This window comes from uncultured Porphyromonas sp. (assembly GCF_947254915.1).
Classification (GTDB): Bacteria; Bacteroidota; Bacteroidia; order Bacteroidales; family Porphyromonadaceae; genus Porphyromonas.
On record NZ_CAMYEZ010000005.1, the window covers coordinates 1 to 17311 of the forward strand.

Below are 17311 nucleotides of genomic sequence, written 5' to 3' on the forward strand. Positions count from 1 at the left end.
CACGTAGACTGCCCAGGCCACGCCGACTATGTCAAGAACATGGTAACTGGTGCTGCTCAGATGGACGGTGCTATCATCGTAGTTGCTGCAACTGACGGTCCTATGCCTCAGACTCGTGAGCACATCCTACTAGCACGTCAGGTCAACGTACCTCGTCTAGTTGTCTTTATGAACAAGTGCGACCTTGTTGATGACGAGGAGATGCTTGAGCTCGTAGAGATGGATATGCGTGAGCTACTAAGCTTCTATGAGTTCGACGGCGACAACACGCCTGTCATCCGTGGCTCTGCTCTTGGTGCTCTCAATGGCGAGCCCAAGTGGTGCGAGAAGATCATGGAGCTCATGCAGGCTGTAGATGAGTGGATTCCACTACCTGAGCGCGACATTGACAAGCCTTTCCTAATGCCTGTAGAGGACGTATTCTCTATCACAGGTCGTGGTACAGTGGCTACGGGTCGTATTGAGACTGGTGTCGTTAAGGTCAACGACGAGGTTCAGATCATCGGTCTAGGTGCTGAGGGCAAGAAGAGCGTCGTAACTGGCGTGGAGATGTTCCGCAAGATTCTTGATGAGGGTGAGGCTGGTGATAACGTAGGTCTCCTACTCCGTGGTATCGACAAGGACGAGATCAAGCGCGGTATGGTTCTAGCACACCCAGGACAGGTTAAGCCTCACGATCACTTCAAGGCTGAGGTCTACATCCTGAAGAAGGAAGAGGGTGGTCGTCACACTCCATTCCACAACAAGTATCGTCCTCAGTTCTACATCCGTACGCTAGACGTAACTGGTGAGATCACACTACCAGAGGGTATTGATATGGTTATGCCTGGTGATAACGTCACCATTGATGTCAAGCTCATCTCTCCAGTAGCTTGTAGCGTAGGTCTACGCTTCGCTATCCGCGAGGGTGGTCGTACGGTCGGTGCTGGTCAGATCACCTCTCTAGAGGACTAATTCTCTCCGCTGACCTAGTCCTCTCACGCACTCTGAGTACGCTAGGGGATAGACAGCTACTAGACTTCTCCTAACTCCCTCCCCCACTAAATATAGACGCACCTCCCAATCGGTGCAACGCTCATAGTGGGAGGGGGAGTTCCGAGGAGTTTTAATAACCACCGTCTTCATCTCAAACTGATTGAGTCACTAGACGAGTCAGACAAAGTCAAGACGATACAAACATACGGGTTTAGCTCAGTTGGTAGAGCACAGGTCTCCAAAACCTGGTGTCGGGAGTTCGAGCCTCTCAACCCGTGCAAACTATAAGATGCTCTTATGAATTTCTTCAAGCGTATAGGCTCATACATTAAGAACTGCTACAATGAGCTGGCACACAAGGTTAGCTGGCCCAGTCGTAGTGAACTAATCAATAGCACTGTAGTCGTTATGGTCGCTTCAGTGATTATTGCCATCTTTGTTGCAGGAGTAGACTTTGTCTTCCAGCAACTGATGCAGCTCATATACGGTCTAGCTTAGTCTAGGCATCACGCTCTAAGAGCATCCACACATTTGTATAAGTCCTGAGAGATATAGAAGAGTCTAGAGGATAACATTCTAGACGTAACTTATGAAGTTGTCCTATTGCGACATCGTCTATATTCAGTCTTGACAGGATTGTATTGAGAAAAACAAACGGATCAGTCGTATTCTATAATCGAATCTAATCTAAAGTAAAGAGATGAGTCAAGATTCACAACCCATGAGATTTTACGTCCTTCGTGTCCTCAGTGGACAGGAAAAGAAAGTCTGTGAGTATATAGAAGCGGCAAAGTCCAATGGAGCATTAGGCTCGTACGTACGACGCGTATTGGTTCCCACCGAGCAGGTGGTCTCTCAGCGCAATGGCAAGAAGGTGGTCAATGAACGCCCCTATATGCCAGGTTATGTGCTGGTAGAGGCAGCCCTCGTGGGAGACACAGAGCACACGCTGTGCACGATCCCTAATGTGATTGGTTTTTTGACCTCTCGTATGAGCGATGGTCAGCTAGCACCCGAACCTTTGCGCACTCAAGAAGTGCAAGATCTCTTGGGTCAGGCAGACCGAGATGCTGAGGGAGCTGGACGCTTTGACGTTGAGTATAGTGTCGGCGAGTCTGTACGAGTCATAGATGGACCGTTCTCAGACTTCTCAGCAACAATTGATGAGGTCAAAAGTGATAAGAGAAAGCTCAAGGTGATGGTGAAGATCTTCGGAAGAAAGACTCCACTGGAGCTTGATTACACACAGGTTGAGAAGGAATAGAAGATTGTTACGGATCGAGCATACCGACTCATAGTTGCTCGCATAGATGTTAGTGCTAACTCTTTCGGACAGCGTAGAGATGCAGTCTAGCTTCCAATCTAAAGACTTGCCCCCTTTACCCTTTCCATAAGAGTGCTACCATAAATGCAGTAACGACTCCGTGTGTAGCTGTTTATAATATAATTGAATAATAAAAATGGCAAAAGAAGTTGCAGGGCAGCTTAAGCTGCAAATCAAAGGAGGGGCCGCTAACCCCTCGCCTCCCGTGGGCCCAGCACTTGGTGCTAAGGGCATCAACATTATGGAGTTTTGCAAGCAATTTAATGCCAGGACTCAGGATCGCGCTGGTAAGGTATTGCCAGTCGTGATAACCTACTATGCTGACAAGTCCTTTGACTTTATCGTCAAGACTCCTCCCGTAGCAATCCAGCTACTAGAGGCTAGCAAGGCAAAGGGTGGCTCAGCAGAACCCAACCGAATCAAAGTCGCTAAAGTCACTTGGGATCAAGTACGGACTATAGCAGAAGATAAGATGTCTGACCTCAACTGCTTTGCTGTCGAGTCTGCGATGAAGATGGTCGCTGGTACAGCTCGTAGTATGGGGATTAGTGTAACGGGTACGAAACCTGAGAATCTCTAATCGCAAATCAACTGAAATGAGTAAACTAACAAAAAATCAGAAGATAGCAGCGAGTAAGGTCGAAGCAGGCAAGTCCTATTCACTAGATGAGGCTTCCAAGCTTTTGAAGGAGATTACCTTCACTAAGTTTGATGCCTCAGTAGACATAGACATTCGTCTGGGTGTCGATCCTCGCAAGGCTAATCAGATGGTGCGTGGCACTGTCTCACTGCCTCACGGTATCGGTAAGGAGGTACGTGTCCTAGCTCTCTGTACTCCAGACAAGGAGGCAGAGGCGCAAGAGGCAGGGGCTGACTATGTCGGTCTTGATGAGTACATCAACAAGATTAAGTCTGGATGGACGGACATTGATGTAATCATCACTATGCCTAGCGTTATGGGCAAGATTGGAGCTTTGGGTCGTGTACTAGGACCTCGTGGTCTGATGCCTAATCCTAAGAGTGGTACCGTAACAAATGAAATCGGAGCTGCTATCAAGGAAGTAAAGGCTGGTAAGATAGACTTCAAGGTTGACAAGGCTGGTATCATACATACCTCTGTGGGTAAGATCTCTTTTGATCCTAAGCAGATTAGAGAAAACGCTAAGGAGTTCATCGATACGGTGCTACGCCTGAAGCCCTCCTCTGCTAAGGGAACCTATATCAAGAGCATCTATCTCTCTACAACAATGAGTGCAGGGATCAAGGTTGATCCCAAGTCAGTCGTATCCGTAGTAGAATAACGTCTCATCAACTAAGGAACACAATTCTATGAAAAAGGAAACGAAATCAACTGTCATTGAGCAGTTGCACGAATATATAGAGAGGTACCCAAACTTCTACTTGACCAATATTGAAGCGCTCAATGCAGAGAAGACGAGCGAACTGCGCCGACTCTGTAACAAGAGTGGAGTCAAGTTGGTCGTAGTCAAGAACACATTGATGCGTCGTGCCCTCAGCGAGATTGACTCTGTCAATTTTGCAGAGCTCTATGAGTCTCTCAAGGGCAATACAGCCGTCATGTTTTCAGAGGTTGCTAATGCTCCAGCTAAAGCAATCAAGGCTTTCCGCTCTGATAATAAGGAACTCGGACGTCCAGACCTAAAGTCTGCGTACGTACAGGAGGGCTTTTACATCGGAGCTGACCAACTCGAGGCTCTCGTCAACATTAAGAGTCGCGAGGAGCTCATTGCTGATATCGTTGCTATGCTGGAGGGCCCAATCCAGGGTGTCCTCGGGCAGCTTGACTCAGCAGCTGGCACTATCCATGGGGTCTTAGATACCCTAGCCGAGAGGCAATAATATCTAAGCATTCACTTCATTCAGAAACAAACAAAACATCAATACAGACATGGCAGATATAAAGGCTATTGCAGAGACTCTTGTTAATCTCACAGTAAAGGAAGTAAGCGAGCTCAAGGAGCTCCTCAAGGAGGAGTATGGTATCGAGCCTGCAGCTGCAGCAGTTGCTGTAGCAGGTCCTGCAGCTGGTGCTGCAGCAGAGGCAGAAGAGAAGAGCTCTTTTGACGTTGTACTCAAGAGCTTTGGCTCTGCTAAGCTTGCAGTCGTTAAGGCTGTTAAGGAGCATGCAGGTCTTGGCCTCAAGGAGGCTAAGGAGCTTGTTGATGCAGCGCCCGCTAACATCAAGGAGGGTGTTGACAAGGCTACAGCTGAGGCTCTCAAGGCTGCTCTTGAGGAGGCTGGTGCTGAGGTTGAACTAAAGTAAACCCGCTTGACACCTGTCTGACACAGGTCATATTGGTTAAGGATTCCCCCCTTGATACATATGGGGGGAGTTCTTAGCCTTTTCGCATCTTTTGCTCTCTAAAGGCACCACTCACAGACGAAGCAGTCACCATACGGGGAGACACTTTGCTTGTACGCTGAGGAGGTGTCTTGGACTGTCAGATAGGGTCAGATACAAGCCTCTAGAGCTAGACACACTAGCTCAACTTGAGTAATAGCTTCCCCCCAAGGGAGACTTCCTACTCTATCCGCCTCTCTCATTGAGAGTAGCTCCACTCCCCCTACATTTACCATTTCTCTCTGAAGCATACGATGGCATCCAAACCAACTAATACTAGAAAGAGCTTCGCATCTATTGCTCATCCAATGGAGTACCCTGACTTCTTGGAGGTGCAGCTCAAATCTTTTCAGGATTTCTTTCAACTCGATACTCCGACCGAGAGTAGAAAGAAAGAGGGATTATTTAAAGTCTTCTCTGAGAACTTCCCCATCGAAGACACTCGTAACAACTTCAAGCTCTTGTTTGAAGACTATTTCGTTGATCCTCCTAAATACTCAATAGAGGAGTGCCTGCGTCGTGGTCTTACCTACAGTGTTCCCCTAAGGGCTAAGCTCAAGCTAACCTGCGAAGATCCCGAGCACGAAGACTTTGAATCTACCGTACAGGACGTTTTCCTAGGATCTATCCCCTATATGACACCTGCGGGGACATTCGTCATCAATGGTGCAGAGAGAGTAGTCGTATCCCAGCTACACCGTTCTCCAGGTGTCTTCTTTGGATCCAGCCTACACAACAACGGGACGAGATTGTACTCGGCTCGTATCATCCCATTCAAGGGGTCTTGGATTGAATTTGCTACCGATACGAACAACGAGCTATACGCTTACATTGATCGTAAGAAGAAGCTCCCCATCACGACGCTCCTACGTGCCATAGGCTATGAGACGGACAAGGATATACTTGATCTCTTTGGTATCGCCGAGGAGGTCCCCGTCACACTAGAGACGCTACAGGCTAACTATGGACGACAGCTAGCCGCCTCCGTCATCTTAAAGTACTACGATGAGGAGAGCGAAGAGGAGACCGGAGAGACTGAGACATTCGCTCGATACAACACGCTCGTAGAGCAAAATGCAATACTAGACGAGGGAAATGCTCAGGTCATCCTAGAGAATGGGATCGAGACCATCCTACTACGTCGTGACCTATCCACATCCGATCAGGAGTCTACCGACCAAGAGGTCATGGACTACTCGATCATCTTCAACACGCTCAAGCGTGACTCGGCCAACTCCGAGCAAGCCGCTTACAACTTCATCTACAACCTCCTACGCAACTCTACTCCGCCCGATGATCAGAGTGCTAAGGAGATCTTCAACAACATTTTCTTCTCAGAGAAGCGCTATGACCTGGGCGATGTAGGACGCTACAAAATCAATAGCAAGCTCGGCCTAGACATTGATCCCGACATCAGGATCCTCACGGCTGAGGATATCGTTGCTATCATACGCCACCTGATCAAGCTCGTCAATGGTAAGGCTCCTGTTGATGATATCGATCACCTCTCGAACCGTCGTGTCCGAACCGTCGGAGAGCAGCTATACAATCAGTTTAGTATAGGTCTGAGCCGTATGGCTCGTACGGTCAAGGAGCGCATGAACGTTCGTGACAGCGAGGTCTTTACGCCCGTTGACCTTGTCAACTCCAAGACTATTGCATCGGTTGTCAATAGCTTCTTCGGGACCAACGCACTCTCACAGTTTATGGATCAGCAGAATCCACTCTCTGAGATTACGCACAAGCGTCGTCTATCGGCACTAGGGCCAGGCGGTCTGACACGAGACCGTGCAGGCTTTGAGGTGCGAGACGTACACTACACCCATTATGGCCGCCTTTGTCCTATTGAGACTCCTGAGGGTCCAAACATTGGACTCATCTCTTCTCTCTGCGTCTATGCTAAGATCAATGAGCTAGGCTTCATCACGACCCCTTATCGCAATGTCGAGAAAGGCACCGTCAGCTTCAAAGATTCCCAGCTAGCCTACTATACCGCTGAGGAAGAAGAGGACAAGACCGTAGCTCAGGGAAATGCTCCTCTAAGCGAAGACGGACACTTCGTCCGCTCTCGTGTCAAGGCGCGTTATGGAGCAGACTTCCCCGTAGTAGAGCCCTCAGAAGTTGATCTGATGGACGTCTCTCCGACGCAGATTGCTTCGATTGCAGCGTCACTCATTCCATTCCTTGAGCACGACGATGCTAACCGTGCCCTTATGGGATCAAACATGATGCGCCAGGCAGTACCTCTGCTAACGCCCGAGGCTCCTATCGTAGGCACAGGCATCGAGCGCAGACTAGTCTCAGACTCTCGTACCCAAGTAGAGGCAGAGGGCGATGGTGTCGTCGTCTATGTAGATGCTACCAAGATTGTGATTGACTACGATCGCACGGAGGAGGAGGAACTCGTCAGCTTTGAGCCCTCAGAGATTACTTACAAGCTCCCCAAGTATCGCAAGACCAACCAATCTACCACGATAGACCTAAGCCCAGTATGTCGCAAGGGTGACCGCGTCACCAAGGGTCAGATACTCACCGAGGGCTTTTCCACACAAGATGGTGAGCTAGCTCTCGGGCGCAACATCCTGGCTGCTTACATGCCTTGGAAGGGTTACAACTACGAGGATGCTATCGTGCTCAACGAGCGTGTAGTTGCTGAGGACCTCTTCACCTCTGTACATGTTGATGAGTACTCACTAGACGTTCGTGAGACGAAGCGAGGTATGGAGGAGTTCACAGCAGACATCCCCAACGTAAGCGAGGAGGCTACGAAAGATCTTGATGCCAACGGTATCGTCCGTGTCGGAGCTCGCATTGTCCCTGGAGACATTCTCGTAGGTAAGATCACGCCAAAGGGAGAGTCCGACCCCACCCCAGAGGAGAAGTTACTTCTAGCCATCTTTGGCGATAAGGCAGGAGATGTCAAAGACGCTTCGCTCAAGGCTTCACCCTCGCTCAAAGGTGTCGTCATCGATACGAAGCTTTACTCACGCGCCAATCGCAAGGGTGGCATAGCAGCCACACGCAAGATCAATCAGCGCTATGAAGAGGAGCTCTCCAAGCTACAGACGGCACTCAAAGAGGAGCTCGTCTCCAAGCTTCAGATTATCCTCAAGAAGCACAAGACAACAGCGACAGACTTCGTTGACTACATCGGTGTCGTCAAGGTCAAGGCGGGCACACGCATCACCAAGTCTCTGCTCCTTGAGCTAGACTACAACGATTTGCGGATGTCCGACTGGACCAAGGACGAGCATACCAATCAGCTTGTCAAGCAGACGATCGCTAACTATATTAAGAAGAACAAGGTTACCGTTGCAGATGTCAATAGGCGCAAGCTCGATGAGACCCTCGGTGACGAGTTGCCTTCAGGCATCATTCAGACCGCAAAGATCCTGATTGCTAAGAAGCGCAAGATACAGGTCGGTGATAAGATGGCTGGACGACATGGTAACAAGGGTATCGTCTCCAAGATCGTACGTCGTGAGGACATGCCTTACCTACCAGACGGTACGCCAGTAGACATCTGTCTTAACCCGCTGGGTGTGCCTTCACGTATGAACTTGGGACAGATTTTTGAGGCCGTTCTAGCATGGGCTGGACGTAAGCTCGGAGTCAAGTTCGCCACTCCTATCTTCGATGGAGCTACACTTGATGACCTCAATGAGTGGACTGACAAGGCTGGTCTACCACGTGGCGGTCAGATGAAGCTCTTTGACGGAGGTACTGGTGAGCCTTTTGACCAGGAGGCAACCGTCGGTGTCACCTACTTCCTCAAGCTCGGTCATATGGTCGACGACAAGATGCACGCCCGCTCTATCGGTCCGTACTCACTGATCACGCAGCAGCCTCTCGGTGGTAAGTCCAACTTCGGAGGTCAGCGCTTCGGAGAGATGGAGGTGTGGGCACTTGAGGCCTTCGGTGCAGCCCACGTCCTTCAGGAGATCCTCACCATCAAGAGTGATGACGTCGTAGGTCGCTCTAAGGCTTACGAGGCGATCGTGCGTGGTGACAATATGCCCACGCCAGGTCTCCCCGAGTCTCTCAACGTGCTACTCAATGAGCTCAAGGGTCTCGCCCTCAGCGTACATATTGAGTAATTCCTCCCTATCCTTACACACTATATATAGTCAGACTTAAGTTATGGCATACAAGACAGCCCCTAAGAGCAAGACCACCTTTTCATCCATTAGGCTCTCCCTGGCATCCCCAGAGGAGATCCTAGCGGCTTCACATGGAGAGGTTACGAATCCGAATACTCTTGACTATAAAACATACAAGCCAGTACGTGACGGACTCTTTTGCGAGAGAATCTTCGGCCCAGTCAAAGATTACGAGTGTAACTGTGGTAAGTTCAAGCGCATACGTTTCCGTGGCACCATCTGCGACCGATGCGGTGTAGAGGTTACGGAGAAGAAAGTACGTCGTGAGCGGACTGGACACATCAAGCTCGCTGTACCCGTTGCGCATATTTGGTACTTCCGTAGTCTACCTAACAAGCTCGCAGCTCTGCTCAATCTCAAGTCAAAAGACCTTGAGGCGATCATCTACTATGAGAAATATATCGTACTGCAGAGCGGGGTCTCTGACCTAGAGGTCAATACGATCCTCACCGAGGAGGAGTATCAAGCCAAGCTAGACGAAATTGACCAGAGTCACCCAGACAACTATGACCTACCCGAGAGTGATCCAGACAAATTTGTCGCAAAGATTGGTGCAGAGGCACTCTATGAGATGCTCTCCAACCTAGATCTAGACACACTCTCCTACGAGCTCCGTGACAGGGCACAGACAGAGACCTCACAGCAGCGTCGTCTAGACGCACTCAAGCGTCTCAACGTTGTCGAGTCCTTCCGTGCCTCCAAGGATATCAACCGTCCAGAGTGGATGATCCTCAAGGTGGTACCAGTCATCCCCCCCGATCTACGTCCACTCGTACCACTTGATGGTGGTCGCTTTGCTACAAGCGATCTCAACGAGCTCTATCGTCGTGTCATCCTGCGTAACAACCGTCTCAAACGACTCCTCGAGCAGAGCGTCCCCGAGGTGATCATTCGCAATGAGAAGCGTATGCTCCAGGAGGCTGTTGACTCACTACTCGACAACTCTCGCAAGTCAAGTGCTTTCAAGGGCGAAAACAACCGTCCTCTCAAGTCTCTCTCAGACAGCCTCAAGGGTAAACCTGGTCGCTTCCGTCAGAACCTACTCGGTAAGCGTGTAGACTACTCCGCACGTTCCGTCATCGTCGTCGGTCCTGAGCTGCAGATGCACGAGTGCGGACTACCTAAGGATATGGCAGCAGAGCTCTACAAGCCCTTTATCATTCGCAAGCTCATTGAGCGTGGTGTCGTAAAGACCGTCAAGAGCGCCAAGCGTATCGTAGACCGTCGTGACAACGTCATTTGGGAGATCCTAGAGAACGTTATGAAGGGACACCCCGTACTGCTCAACCGTGCTCCTACACTACACCGTCTAGGTATACAAGCCTTCCAGCCCAAGATGATCGAGGGCAAGGCTATCCAGCTACACCCCTTGGCTTGTACCGCATTCAACGCCGACTTCGATGGTGACCAGATGGCTGTGCACCTTCCCCTAGGCAACGAGGCTATCCTCGAGGCTCAGCTACTCATGCTCGCCTCTCACAACATCCTCAACCCTGCCAACGGTGCTCCTATCACTGTCCCTTCACAGGATATGGTCTTGGGTCTCTACTATATTACCAAGATCCGCAAAGGATCCAAGGGCAGCGGACACACTTTTTACGGTGTTGAGGAGGCTCGCATCGCATACAATGAGGGCAAGCTAGACATCCACGCACCAATCAATGTCCTCATCGACAACGTCCTCGAGGACGGTCAGCTCGTCAGCAAGATCATCGAGACCTCGATGGGGCGTATCATGGTCAATGAAAACGTACCCACCGAAGTGGGCTACATCAACGAAACCCTCGGCAAGGGCGCACTCCGCTCCATCATCTCCAACGTAATCAAGGTGTGTGGCTTTGCAAAGACCGCACAGTTCCTAGACAAGATCAAGAACCTCGGATACCACATGGCATTCAAGGGAGGTCTCTCCTTCCGTCTGCAAGACGTCGTCATCCCTAAGGACAAGGAGCAACTCGTCGCTGAGGGCAATGAGCGCGTTGAGGAGATCTTCGCACAGTACAACGAGGGCTTTATCACCAATACAGAGCGCTACAACCAGATCATCGACACCTGGAGTAATGTGTCAAACAAGATCACCGCTTCGCTGATGAGACAGCTAGCTCAGGACGACGACGGCTTCAACAACATCTTCATGATGATGGACTCAGGAGCTCGTGGTTCGAAGGAGCAGATTCGTCAGCTCGCTGGTATCCGTGGTCTGATGGCTAAGCCTCAGAAGAGTGGTTCCGGTGGTGGTCAGGTCATTGAGAACCCTATTCTCTCCAACTTTAAGGAGGGTCTCTCCGTGCTAGAGTACTTTATCTCCTCACACGGTGCTCGTAAGGGTCTAGCCGATACCGCTCTTAAGACGGCAGATGCGGGTTACCTGACCCGTCGTCTCGTAGACGTATCGCACGATGTCGTCATCTCTGAGGAGGACTGCGGCACACTGCGAGGCATCGAGATGTCTGACGTGATGAAGAATAGTACCGTCGTCGCCACCCTAGGCGAGCGCATCCTCGGTCGTACATCCGTCCATGATATCAAGCACCCCGAGACAGGCGAGTACATCGTACATGCTGGTGACGAAATCAACGAGGCCGCCGTGGCAGCCATCACGGCTGCAGGCATTGAGACTGTCGAGGTGCGCTCCGTGCTCACCTGCGAAACGAAAAACGGTGTCTGCGCCAAGTGCTACGGTCGCAATCTTGCCACCAACAAGCTCGTACAGCGCGGCGAGGTGGTCGGAGTCATTGCTGCCCAAGCTATTGGTGAGCCGGGTACGCAGCTGACGCTACGAACCTTCCACGCTGGTGGTACGGCGAGCAACCAAGAGACCGATGCTACCGTACGTGCACGATTCTCTGGAACTGTCGAGTACTCAGACATACGCTACGTAGACGTAGAGCGTGCTGGACGAGATGGCAATATGCGTTCCGCACACATCGTGGTCAACCGTACCGCTGAGCTACGCATCCTAGACCCCAAGACTGGTGTCATACTGCAGCACGAGCTGGTACCCTATGCCAGCACCATCTTCTTTGCAAATGGGGCTACCGTCAGCAAGGACGATACGCTGCTCAACTTTGACCCACACAATACGGCTCTCATCTCCGAGTTCTCAGGTCGTCTAGTCTTTGAGAATCTTGTTGAGAAGGTTACCTTCGAGTACGAGACCGACGAGAGTGCCTCCCACAAGGAGATGGTCATCATCCGCAAGCAGGGTGTCAAGAACAATCTCATCCCGACCGCTCAGATACTGGACGAGCAGGGCAACGTACTTCGCTCGTACAACCTTCCTGTCGGCGCACACCTTGTCAAGGAGGATGGCGATATGATCACTCAGGGCGACATCATCACCAAGACACCTCGCGCCATCTCTGGTGCAGGTGATATTACGGGTGGTCTGCCTCGTGTTCAGGAGCTCTTTGAGGCACGCAATCCATCGAGCCCTGCTGTCGTAGCAGAGATCGACGGTACCATCGACTTCGCTGGTGTCAAGCGTGGTAATCAGGAGATCTCAATCACCTCCCGTCTAGGCGAGATCCGCAAGTACTTCGTACCACTTACGAAGCAGATCCTCGTACAGCCTGGCGACTATGTACGTGCCGGTATGCCTCTCTCCGAGGGCGCTGTCACACCAGCCGACATTCTCGCCATCCAGGGCCCCACAGCCGTACAGGAGTACATCGTCAACGAGGTTCAGGACGTCTATCGTCTACAAGGTGTGAAGATCAATGATAAGCACTTTGAGGTGATCGTCCGCCAGATGATGCGCAAGGTACAGGTCATCGACCCAGGAGATACCCTCCTGATGCCTCAGCAGATTGTAGACAAGAACGATGCTACCGAGGAGAACGACAAGCTCTGGGGTATGAAGGTGATCACCGACGCTGGTGACTCCACCACCATGAAGCCTGGACAGATCATCTCAAGCCGTAAGCTTCGTGATGAGAATAGCTCCCTCAAGCGTCGTGACCTCAAGCCCGCCGTGGCTCGTGATGCGATGCCTGCTACGACCAATCAGATCCTACAGGGTATCACAAAGGCTGCGCTACAGACGCGAGGCTTCATCTCGGCGGCTTCCTTCCAGGAGACCTCCAAGGTACTCAACGATGCGGCCATCTCGGGCAAGGCGGACAAGCTCGAGGGCATCAAGGAGAATGTCATCTGCGGTCACCTCATCCCCGCTGGTACAGGTCTGCCCGAGTATGACAAGCTCCTCGTAATGTCGCAGAAAGAGCATGAAGAGATCGAAGCGCAGAGCCGTCAGACAGGATCTGACGCTAGCTACCGTGCCAAGAAGCTCGACGAGGAGCAAGTCCCCGAGACTGCACCCGCTAAGTAGCAAGCGCCTCACAGAGCCGCTCGTATAGTAGCTCTTAAAGTAAAGATTATCTCAGGAGCGCCCCCTATAGCCTCCTCATAGATACACGCAACGAAAAGGAAGGCTCGCCCCACAGGTCACACGACCTCATGATGCGAGCCTTCCTTTTGTTGTGCCTCTTCGTCACCACCCAGATATAAGAGGACGAGACGAGTAACGGTTGTAGGGATGCTCGACCGAGCGTCTCTACATGTCGCTACTCGTCTCGCTTTGATACAACGGACGCACTCCCGCTAGACACTATCCAGGCGTTCCCACATTTTGCTACACCTCTCCGATCACCTCAGACCCACTCTAACCTCTCAACTCTAACGCCTCCCGAGGAAATCGGGAATCGTCAATGAGGAAACGAACTTTCCCTACGGAAGGCCGAAATGAAAGTTCGGAAGAATGAAATGAAACTTCGGAAGAAGCAAATCAAAGTTCCGAAGAATTTTTTCATCCCTCCGTGGATAATCAAAAAGCTCCACCGAGAAATGCCCGATTTCCTTCAATATGGAGACTTGAACCAACTTATGCTATCTCACCCCCTCTCCAAAGATATCCAAAAGGAGTTCCCAGGGATTAAGGGGTTCGGAGTATCCAACATGTGGGATATGGCACGCTTTTACGCTGAGTACCAGTCAAATGAAATTCTGCAACCACTAGTTGCAGAATTTAGTTGGTCGAAGCATATCGTCATTTTGACCAAGTGTAAAGAGACCCAGCAAAGGCAATTCTACATCCTCGCTACTAAGAAGTATGGCTGGATATGTGGCAAGTTGACAAGCCACAATCGTAGGCGGGTGCTGATGCGTGTCTACCCGAAAGGTATCCGCAGTCTCAAAAGCGAAACGAGTAGCCCTTTGTAGGGACGCTCTCCCGCTCGATACTCGCCGAGGACCCCTACAGCAGGTTACACGTCCCAGCGGGTTACTCGATTTGCGAAATTAAGTGTTAGGCTCCCTCACAAGTTCTTAGTACCTTCGCCCTAGCATTCACTCTATCAAGTGCATTCACCCATCAATCACACAAAGTCCTACCATTATGACGAGTAGATTTGTCCCCTACTTACTGAGATCGTTATGTCTGTGTCTGTTAGCATTCAACGCTTACGCTCAAGACGTTATCACATTTGCACACAACCCCAGCCCATCTACTCTAACCGAGGAGAATGCCACACAAAGGGATCTACAAGTGCTTGGTAAACTTCTAAAAGAGAGCCACCCCAAAATGCTTGAGGAGAGCTTTGCAATCAGTCTAGATAGTGAACTATCTAAGTTTTATCAGCTAGCCAAGCATGTCGGTACTCCTTCCGATTCGTACCTCCTTCTTCAGCAATTTACGAGTTTGATGGGTGATGGTCACACTACGCTGACTCTTGACACCACTCTGTTTAAGACTTACTATCCAATTAGGCTAGGGATTGAAGAGTACCCTATGGTGCGTCTCACAACAGCACCTAAGGCCCTTCAGAGCTATGTAGGAAAGGAGATTAAGACCATCTGTGACATTCCCATTCTAGATGTTGTTGATACGCTCAGGCGCTATATTAGTGCGGACAATGTGCAGTACTCGCTCTCTCAAGTAAGTGCTTTGGGGTCATTCTGTATCTATTGGAGATCTCTAGGCTTAGATACTTTGAAAGTCTCATTTGCTGATATGGACTCCATCTTTATATCGCCCATATCTGTGAGTGATAGAGTGGAGCTGTATAGCAGTCCGAAAGCGACGCATTACAACACGCTTACTGCTCCACGAAAAGCTCTGTACTGGTATGACGTGATGGCAGCTCCAGGAGTTGCTTACCTCCAGATGAACGCTATGAAAGACTATCAGACCGAGTATAGTCGCATTACTACGTCCAAGCCAAGTGGATATACACTAACCCCTCAAGAGGAAGCATACCTATCCTCTCTACCTCATTTTTCGGACTTTATTGATCAGATGTTTCAAGAGATGGACTCGCTTCATACGCACACACTGATCATAGATCTCCGCTACAATTCAGGAGGAAATAGCATGCTTGGCGATATGCTACTTCAGTATTTACCTTCGCAAAGAGAGGACGCATCACACTATACATATCACCTACGAGTGTCTGAGTTGTGGAGAAGTAACTCCCCCTCCGTGTCCGAGAGGATTCCGAAAGCGTACTCTGGGAAGATGATCGATGAAAAGAGTTTTAGTGACCTAATCCTTACAGATGGTCAAAGTCAAATGTCATACAATCAGAGTCACACACCTCAACGAACTTTTAAGGGAGACGTCTACATATTCGTTGGAGAGAAGACCTTCAGTAGCGCTGGGATACTAGCAACTATAGCACAAGATTCAGGAGTGGCTCTTATCCTTGAAGATGCTAGCTCACCCTGTGCCTTCGCCCCTTGCCATTATGGAGATGTAATCGGATTCACGCTACCCAACAGTGGCTTTAAGGGTTATACTAGCAGTAAGTCTTTTGTGCGTCCCGATCAGACAAGATGTAGAGAGAAGAGACTTGTTCCCGATAGATCTATCCCTCAGACTAAGGATACGCTCCAGCTTGGGGCGGATCCGCTATGGGAATATGTCATCAGTACAACATCAGAGACAAAAGAGTAGAGCCTACAAAGAGCTCACTCTCCTATCGAGCTCGCTCTTACAGGACGATTACCTTGCTATTGTCCACGATATAGACACCTTGCGGGAGATCACGCACGGCTTCACTGTAGTCATCAGCAATGCGCACGACCTCGCCCGACATGGTGTAGACGACGTGACGACCAGCGGTCGGCACTATGGGCGCAATGGCATTAGGAGTAGCTGGCAAGTGTTTGTCAAACCAGTCTACATTCCGCCGAAGGGCAGTCATGAGTTCCTCGGCTGCACTGTGCAGGGGCTTGAAGGGACCCTCAGACCAGCGCTGCTTGTCCCGCTCATAAGCCTCCTCATAAGGGGCAAAGGAACTCTCCAAGTAACGCATCCACTCGCCGGAGAGCACGGGGTGCACCTCTCTCCACACCCTGCAGACGGCTGAGCTAAAGTCTTCGTCCTTAAGTAGCTCCCCGATCCAGTGAGGCGCAAAGACATAAGAGGTTTTCATCCTAAAGGTGTAGTCCGTCTTCTCCCGATTCATACAGGTGAGATCCCAGATAGGGCCTGCCACCCACTTGCTTCCCTCGCCCTGATCTTTGTGCAGGTAAAAGCTCCCGTGGAAGCCATCTGGATTGTCCATAACCTCCTGAATGATGAAAAAGCGAGCCATCGCATCGACATCGATACGATCCTTCCAGCGACTGGTTGCTTTGTTCGGAGCATAGATATCATCGTTGAGCCCCTTAAACTCTGCAGTCAGCCAATTCTTCTGTGCCGTAGAGAGTACTTTTGGTGAGTGGTAAGTGATGTTGATGATCCAGCGGTCATTCTCTCTAAAGCTAATCTGGTTCTGCTCCTTATAGTTGTCCACCTCTACCAGCCAGCCACCAGGGATCGTAGCTGCATCCTCGTTATTGTCCGGCTGCTCGTAGATGTTGACCCGATTCTTCCCGATCCGTATCGTCTCCGTCAGCAAGTACAGACCGACATAGTCACCATTGAGCACCACCTCAATCGGCTTCGTGGAGGGTGTCCAAGCCATCCCCATCAGCTCGCCAAGCTTCATACCAGCCATCGTCGGAGGCCAAAACTTCAGGAGTGCCCAGTGCTTATTCTTCGGCATACCCATGAGTGAGAGCTTCTCGTCCAGCTTGATCTTATAGGGCTTCTTGTCCCCCTTCCACGAGGAGTGCCCTCTGCCACGAATGTTCATACTAAGAGGCTCTGTGGCAGTGCCTAGACTCACCTTCCCTGCGGGATCTGCGATGTAAAACGTAGCCCGCTTATACTCTTTCTTCGTGATGATCGGCTTGCCATCGGCCGTAGTGATATACATGATGGGTATAGTCTGTGAAGGCCGCACCGTAGCATCGGAGGGTAGCTCCGCATCTTCCTGCCCACGACAGGGCAACAGCGCCGTAAGCATCACGCCCAGCGTCAAAAGGATTACTCTACCAATAGAATCGTGTCTCATAGCTTTACAACTTTATGGCTCCCAGCTTAGCAGGAGGATTATGTCTCTCTAACAGTCGAAGACGATACGAAGGTCGTACCCTATCTTCCTC

The 17311-nt window shown here is 50.6% G+C and carries 11 protein-coding genes, 1 tRNA gene and 1 pseudogene; 12 read left to right on the forward strand and 1 reads right to left on the reverse strand.

Annotation, left to right across the window (positions count from 1 at the left end; translation table 11 throughout):
• The 12 genes and pseudogenes from tuf to Q0X57_RS00830 form a co-directional block, all read left to right on the forward strand.
• On the forward strand, window positions 1-954 hold a 954-nt coding region (gene tuf / locus Q0X57_RS00775), incomplete at its 5' end, for an elongation factor Tu (RefSeq protein WP_297726259.1).
• 226 nt (window positions 955-1180) lie between these two features.
• A tRNA-Trp gene (locus Q0X57_RS00780) sits at window positions 1181-1253 on the forward strand.
• A gap of 19 nt (window positions 1254-1272) precedes the next feature.
• Complete coding sequence (gene secE, locus Q0X57_RS00785; RefSeq protein ID WP_297726262.1) at window positions 1273-1473, forward strand: preprotein translocase subunit SecE; 201 nt, start codon at window positions 1273-1275, stop codon at window positions 1471-1473.
• A gap of 202 nt (window positions 1474-1675) precedes the next feature.
• Window positions 1676-2239 (forward strand): transcription termination/antitermination protein NusG, encoded by a 564-nt coding sequence (nusG, locus tag Q0X57_RS00790; RefSeq protein ID WP_297726265.1) that lies wholly within the window; start codon window positions 1676-1678, stop codon window positions 2237-2239.
• A 196-nt stretch (window positions 2240-2435) separates the two neighbouring features.
• On the forward strand, window positions 2436-2879 hold the full coding sequence (rplK, locus tag Q0X57_RS00795; RefSeq protein ID WP_297726268.1) for a 50S ribosomal protein L11: 444 nt from the start codon (window positions 2436-2438) through the stop codon (window positions 2877-2879).
• Window positions 2880-2895: 16 nt separating this feature from the next.
• Window positions 2896-3600 carry a 50S ribosomal protein L1 gene (gene rplA / locus Q0X57_RS00800; protein ID WP_297726270.1) on the forward strand — a complete coding sequence of 235 codons (705 nt, stop codon included), beginning with the start codon at window positions 2896-2898 and terminating at the stop codon, window positions 3598-3600.
• Window positions 3601-3628: 28 nt separating this feature from the next.
• A complete protein-coding gene (gene rplJ, locus Q0X57_RS00805) occupies window positions 3629-4159 on the forward strand; it encodes a 50S ribosomal protein L10 (RefSeq protein ID WP_297726274.1) in 531 nt (176 codons plus the stop codon).
• A 49-nt stretch (window positions 4160-4208) separates the two neighbouring features.
• The gene (gene rplL, locus Q0X57_RS00810) at window positions 4209-4583 is read left to right on the forward strand and encodes a 50S ribosomal protein L7/L12 (RefSeq protein WP_297726278.1); all 375 of its coding nucleotides are present in this window, start codon (window positions 4209-4211) and stop codon (window positions 4581-4583) included.
• A gap of 332 nt (window positions 4584-4915) precedes the next feature.
• Window positions 4916-8758, forward strand: coding sequence for a DNA-directed RNA polymerase subunit beta (rpoB, locus tag Q0X57_RS00815; protein ID WP_297726281.1), 3843 nt, complete (start codon window positions 4916-4918; stop codon window positions 8756-8758).
• A gap of 43 nt (window positions 8759-8801) precedes the next feature.
• Entirely contained in the window at window positions 8802-13151 is a 4350-nt protein-coding gene (rpoC, locus tag Q0X57_RS00820) for a DNA-directed RNA polymerase subunit beta' (RefSeq protein ID WP_297726284.1), read from the forward strand.
• Between the two features lie 569 nt (window positions 13152-13720).
• A pseudogene (locus tag Q0X57_RS00825) lies at window positions 13721-14041 on the forward strand (DUF1016 N-terminal domain-containing protein); the annotation flags it as partial.
• Between the two features lie 175 nt (window positions 14042-14216).
• Window positions 14217-15773 (forward strand): S41 family peptidase, encoded by a 1557-nt coding sequence (locus Q0X57_RS00830; protein ID WP_297726290.1) that lies wholly within the window; start codon window positions 14217-14219, stop codon window positions 15771-15773.
• 37 nt (window positions 15774-15810) lie between these two features.
• Here Q0X57_RS00830 and Q0X57_RS00835 read toward each other — a convergent pair whose 3' ends face one another.
• On the reverse strand, window positions 15811-17220 hold the full coding sequence (locus tag Q0X57_RS00835) for a CotH kinase family protein (protein WP_297726294.1): 1410 nt from the start codon (window positions 17218-17220) through the stop codon (window positions 15811-15813).
• Window positions 17221-17311: the final 91 nt, after the last annotated feature.

Bases quoted from the DNA above. Each gene is read 5' to 3' on its own strand.
- rpoB (WP_297726281.1), top strand. From the start codon at position 4,916: ATGGCATCCAAACCAACTAATACTAGAAAGAGCTTCGCATCTATTGCT.
- rplK (WP_297726268.1), top strand. From the start codon at position 2,436: ATGGCAAAAGAAGTTGCAGGGCAGCTTAAGCTGCAAATCAAAGGAGGG.
- secE (WP_297726262.1), top strand. From the start codon at position 1,273: ATGAATTTCTTCAAGCGTATAGGCTCATACATTAAGAACTGCTACAAT.
- Q0X57_RS00830 (WP_297726290.1), top strand. From the start codon at position 14,217: ATGACGAGTAGATTTGTCCCCTACTTACTGAGATCGTTATGTCTGTGT.
- rplA (WP_297726270.1), top strand. From the start codon at position 2,896: ATGAGTAAACTAACAAAAAATCAGAAGATAGCAGCGAGTAAGGTCGAA.
- rpoC (WP_297726284.1), top strand. From the start codon at position 8,802: ATGGCATACAAGACAGCCCCTAAGAGCAAGACCACCTTTTCATCCATT.
- Q0X57_RS00835 (WP_297726294.1), bottom strand. From the start codon at position 17,220: ATGAGACACGATTCTATTGGTAGAGTAATCCTTTTGACGCTGGGCGTG.
- nusG (WP_297726265.1), top strand. From the start codon at position 1,676: ATGAGTCAAGATTCACAACCCATGAGATTTTACGTCCTTCGTGTCCTC.
- rplL (WP_297726278.1), top strand. From the start codon at position 4,209: ATGGCAGATATAAAGGCTATTGCAGAGACTCTTGTTAATCTCACAGTA.
- rplJ (WP_297726274.1), top strand. From the start codon at position 3,629: ATGAAAAAGGAAACGAAATCAACTGTCATTGAGCAGTTGCACGAATAT.